This window comes from Halobellus salinus (assembly GCF_014646875.1).
Taxonomy (GTDB): Archaea; Halobacteriota; Halobacteria; order Halobacteriales; family Haloferacaceae; genus Haloquadratum; species Haloquadratum salinum.
The window spans coordinates 1-3,437 of sequence record NZ_BMOC01000040.1; the positions used below are offsets into that span (position 1 = coordinate 1).

At 58.9% G+C, this 3,437-nt stretch carries 3 protein-coding genes, 1 tRNA gene and 1 pseudogene; 3 read left to right on the top strand and 2 right to left on the bottom strand.

From position 1 onward, the window contains the following. Positions 1-143: 143 nt before the first annotated feature. The 3 genes from IEX72_RS14960 to IEX72_RS14970 all read left to right on the top strand — a co-directional run bounded on the left by IEX72_RS14960 (position 144) and on the right by IEX72_RS14970 (position 1,409). Positions 144-219: transfer RNA gene (locus tag IEX72_RS14960), tRNA-Cys, on the top strand. 168 nt (positions 220-387) lie between these two features. Next, positions 388-963 (top strand): DUF7342 family protein, encoded by a 576-nt coding sequence (locus IEX72_RS14965; RefSeq protein WP_188788793.1) that lies wholly within the window; start codon positions 388-390, stop codon positions 961-963. Further along, entirely contained in the window at positions 960-1,409 is a 450-nt protein-coding gene (locus tag IEX72_RS14970) for a hypothetical protein (RefSeq protein WP_188788795.1), read from the top strand. Before IEX72_RS14965 ends, IEX72_RS14970 begins: the two co-directional genes overlap by 4 nt. Before the next feature lie 181 nt (positions 1,410-1,590). Here the strand turns inward: IEX72_RS14970 and IEX72_RS14975 are convergent, their stop codons facing one another. Further along, the gene (locus IEX72_RS14975; protein ID WP_229663868.1) at positions 1,591-3,075 is read right to left on the bottom strand and encodes a hypothetical protein; all 1,485 of its coding nucleotides are present in this window, start codon (positions 3,073-3,075) and stop codon (positions 1,591-1,593) included. Then, positions 3,050-3,370 (bottom strand): annotated as a pseudogene (locus IEX72_RS15320) (hypothetical protein); the annotation flags it as partial. The pseudogene IEX72_RS15320 and the gene IEX72_RS14975, both read right to left, overlap by 26 nt. Between the last annotated feature and the right edge of the window lie 67 nt (positions 3,371-3,437).

The following is a 3,437-nucleotide window of genomic DNA, read 5'->3' on the forward strand; positions in this document are numbered from 1 at the left end:
CGCCCACCCACTCATACTCAGACGCTCACGAGACACCGCGTCTCGTGGGCGATTTTCATTTCGAACGCCGTTAGCACCGCTGTTCGGGTATCCACACCCGAGACCGCTACACTTAACAGCCGAAACGGAATAGTTTCGGACGCGCCAAGGTGGCAGAGTTCGGCCGAACGCGTCCGCCTGCAGAGCGGATCATCGCCGGTTCAAATCCGGCCCTTGGCTCTCACACGGTACGCTAAAGCCCAAGACGACTATGTCTTGGTCTGTATTCTTTCCATCCGATAGTCTGACATACTGTGGAATCACGTAGGTGACTATCCTACCGAACCAAGTTACAGGAATATCCCAAACTCACAAAGATTTATTCCGTCTGTGGAGCGCACGTCCGGTATGGAAGATCCACACCCCGAGCTACGGGCGGACGCCGACGAGTGTCGGGACGCGCCTGATTTCGACGATCTCGTCCCTCCGGAAGAAGTGGTCTCCGGGGACCGTACACGGGACGACTTTTTCGATGCCGTACTCGGACTCGACAACCCTGCAACGGCGAGTGAGGTGGCCGACCGTGCGGGACACGGAGTAGACGCTGCTCGGGAGTACCTGGAGTGGTTCGAACGTATGGGAATCGTTATACGAGTTACCGATTCTCCCGCGACGTACGAGCGGAACCAAGCGTATCTGAACTGGCGGCGTGTCCAGCAACTACGGAACAGGTACGTTGACGACGAACTCCTCGCGTTTCTGGACGATGCGGCAGAGCGTGACGAATCGTTCGCCGAGACATTTGGCGTCTCCTCGCCGGATGCAGTGGCTATCACCACCTATGCAGTCGATGCTGATCGCTCTGTCGAGGCAGTGTGGCAGGATTTGTCCGCGTGGAAGACGACCCGCCGTCGGATTGATCTGCTCGAGCGAGCGTTGCAGACTGACTCGGACGGTACTGCCGATCGACGTACTGTCGCATGAGTGGCGGGCGCGACGACGCTGGCTCGACCGACGATGTCAGCGGTGCCCCGATCGATTTCGATCGCTTGGACGCTATCGAAGAGCGATTCATCACTGACGACCGCTTCACCGAGATCGAACGCCAGCCCGAATTCGCGCCGGATCGCGTCGTCTGCCGTTACGGTCCCGGGTTCTATCCACAGCAGGTGCAGAACGCTCGCCTGGAGGTAGTGTGTTTCGAGACTGGTGACTTCTCGCTGCACTACCACGAGGAGCACCGAGATGGCGAGTTCGACCACCGGTGGGATCGCCATCCCTCAGACCACAATACGCGTGACCACGTCCACCCAGGCCCGGACGCACCGACACTCGGCGACAACACGTCACATCCGGTGGAGTGGCGTGACGTGCTGTCGATGGTTCTTAGGGAGATCGAAGATCGACAGCGGGCCTTCTGGACCGAGTGAGTGCCGTGTCAGATCTGCTCCCGTCGTAGGCTATGGTGGACGAGGAAGAGACATACAGTTCTGCTCGTCGTCGGGACTCGGAGATCTGGAGCTACCGTGTCGCGTCTCGTCCATCTATCGCGTTTGGGGCCGGTATCGGGGATAAACCCTCACGGCGCGGCGATCAGATGCACGAGGGAGATCAGAACCCGGCTTTCTCCAGTTCGTCCAAGAAGGCTGGCCGGTTCGAGTGGTTGTCTTTCAGGAAATCGACGAACTCCTCGAACCGCGCTTCGGGGACTAACTCTTGCATCTCTTCCAAGTGGTCAGCGATGTCTCGGTAGTGTCGTCGGCCGGTGTTGTCAGCGGCAAACGGGACGAGCAGTTCCCGGTAGAGCTCGAAGTACTCAACCGGCGCCGTGGGTGCGACTGGATCACGATACTGGCGAACCGACGAGAGGTCTGCGTTCTCTTTCAGTTCGACGAACGCTTTTTCGAGGTCGTCGCGGTGGACGTACAGTGCGACGAGGTCCTTTCGGTCATCCCTGTTGAAGCGCCGCTCGAATTCCTCGTAGATCAATTGCCACTCCTGATCGTCACAGACTGATTTCAGATCGTCGTGCGCTGTCCACTCCGTATGATCGAGAAACAACTGTTTCAGGGTGGCACGGTACTCGTCCATATCCCGGTCTTTGTAGGGGTCGGCAGCGAGCCAGCGAAGCGTACGAGCTGATCGAAACGCACGGATACCGTCTTCGACGACTTCGATCGCACGGTCGTCGTTACTGTCGTCGATCAGCCGTCGGGCGTACTCCTTGCAGAAGCGCTTGCTTTCGAGGTAGATCTCCTCGTAGAGTTGCGAGAGGGCGTCTTCGTGACCGAGCTCCTCGAGGATATAGACGTAGGTCGAGAATATCCGCCGCTTCTGGAGTGACGACGATATCTCCGTGTCGGTCGTTCCTGATTCGGTCGGTTCGACGCCAGCGGTGTGTCTCTCGACGGTCGTCGGTTCGTCGCCAGCGGTGTGTCTCTCGACGGTCGTCGGTTCGTCGACGCGTAACTCCTCGAACGCGTCACCGACGAAGTACTCGAGTTTCAGTGTCCCGACGGCCAGGTGTTCGACGTGTATTGCACCACCGGTGAAATCGTCGGTACTGAGCGGTTCGCCGGTGAAATCTGACACATAGAGGGCGTCGTCCGTCCGCTCGGGATGGTCTGTGGAATCGTCGTTTTTCGCTGATCCGTCGGATGTATCGACGCTGTCCACAGTTACATATCGTCGGTCGTCCGTGTCCGAGGGCAACTCTCTCGACAGTACTGCGTCAAGTGTGACTCCGGACACGTGTGCGTCGAGTTGCTCCAACCAGTATTCGAGGTCTGCGTCCGTCGTGCAGAGCGTTCGGAGTGCGTCGTCGTAGTCGTCGCTGGCGAAGCCGTAGTCTGCCCCGACGAACTCCGCACAGAGATACTGGATGTACGGCCGCTTTCGCTCGTGGTTGAGGTCCTGTTCCGCGACCGTCTCTGCATACGACTCGATAGCGCGTTCTAACTCGCGGCCGTAGTACCCACTGCTATCATCGACCCGGTCCAGATCCTCCCGTATCGCCTCGGCAATCGCTCGGTGAACCGCCTCGGGGTCAAGCCCCGAGGCTTCCCGTGGATTAGTCGGACACCCCCACTCGACCATCGGCCTGATAGCCTCGGGCGGTCGGGTGGGTCACGGTCGGGGCGTCCACGGCCCCCGATGCCTGCCGTCGTCGTCCGAAAATCGAAGATTTTCGCGATCACGAGAGACTTCGTCTCTCGGTCGACACCTTCCGAACAACGGGAAGGCTGTTGAGAGCAGGCACATTCCAATCCTGATGCTTCTCGATGCCTTTGACGGCGATGTTGACGCTTGCACCACGGTCGCTGTGGTCTTGATGGGAACACGACCGACACTTGAACCGCTTCTTGTTACGGTTCGCACGTTCCGTATGCCCGGCTCTATTGAATCGCCATACGGCGGTGGAATCAGCGGGTCACGTACTGTTTGATGTTGTAGACGAG

Bases quoted from the DNA above. Each gene is read 5' to 3' on its own strand.
- IEX72_RS14970 (WP_188788795.1), top strand. From the start codon at position 960: ATGAGTGGCGGGCGCGACGACGCTGGCTCGACCGACGATGTCAGCGGT.
- IEX72_RS14975 (WP_229663868.1), bottom strand. From the start codon at position 3,075: ATGGTCGAGTGGGGGTGTCCGACTAATCCACGGGAAGCCTCGGGGCTT.
- IEX72_RS14965 (WP_188788793.1), top strand. From the start codon at position 388: ATGGAAGATCCACACCCCGAGCTACGGGCGGACGCCGACGAGTGTCGG.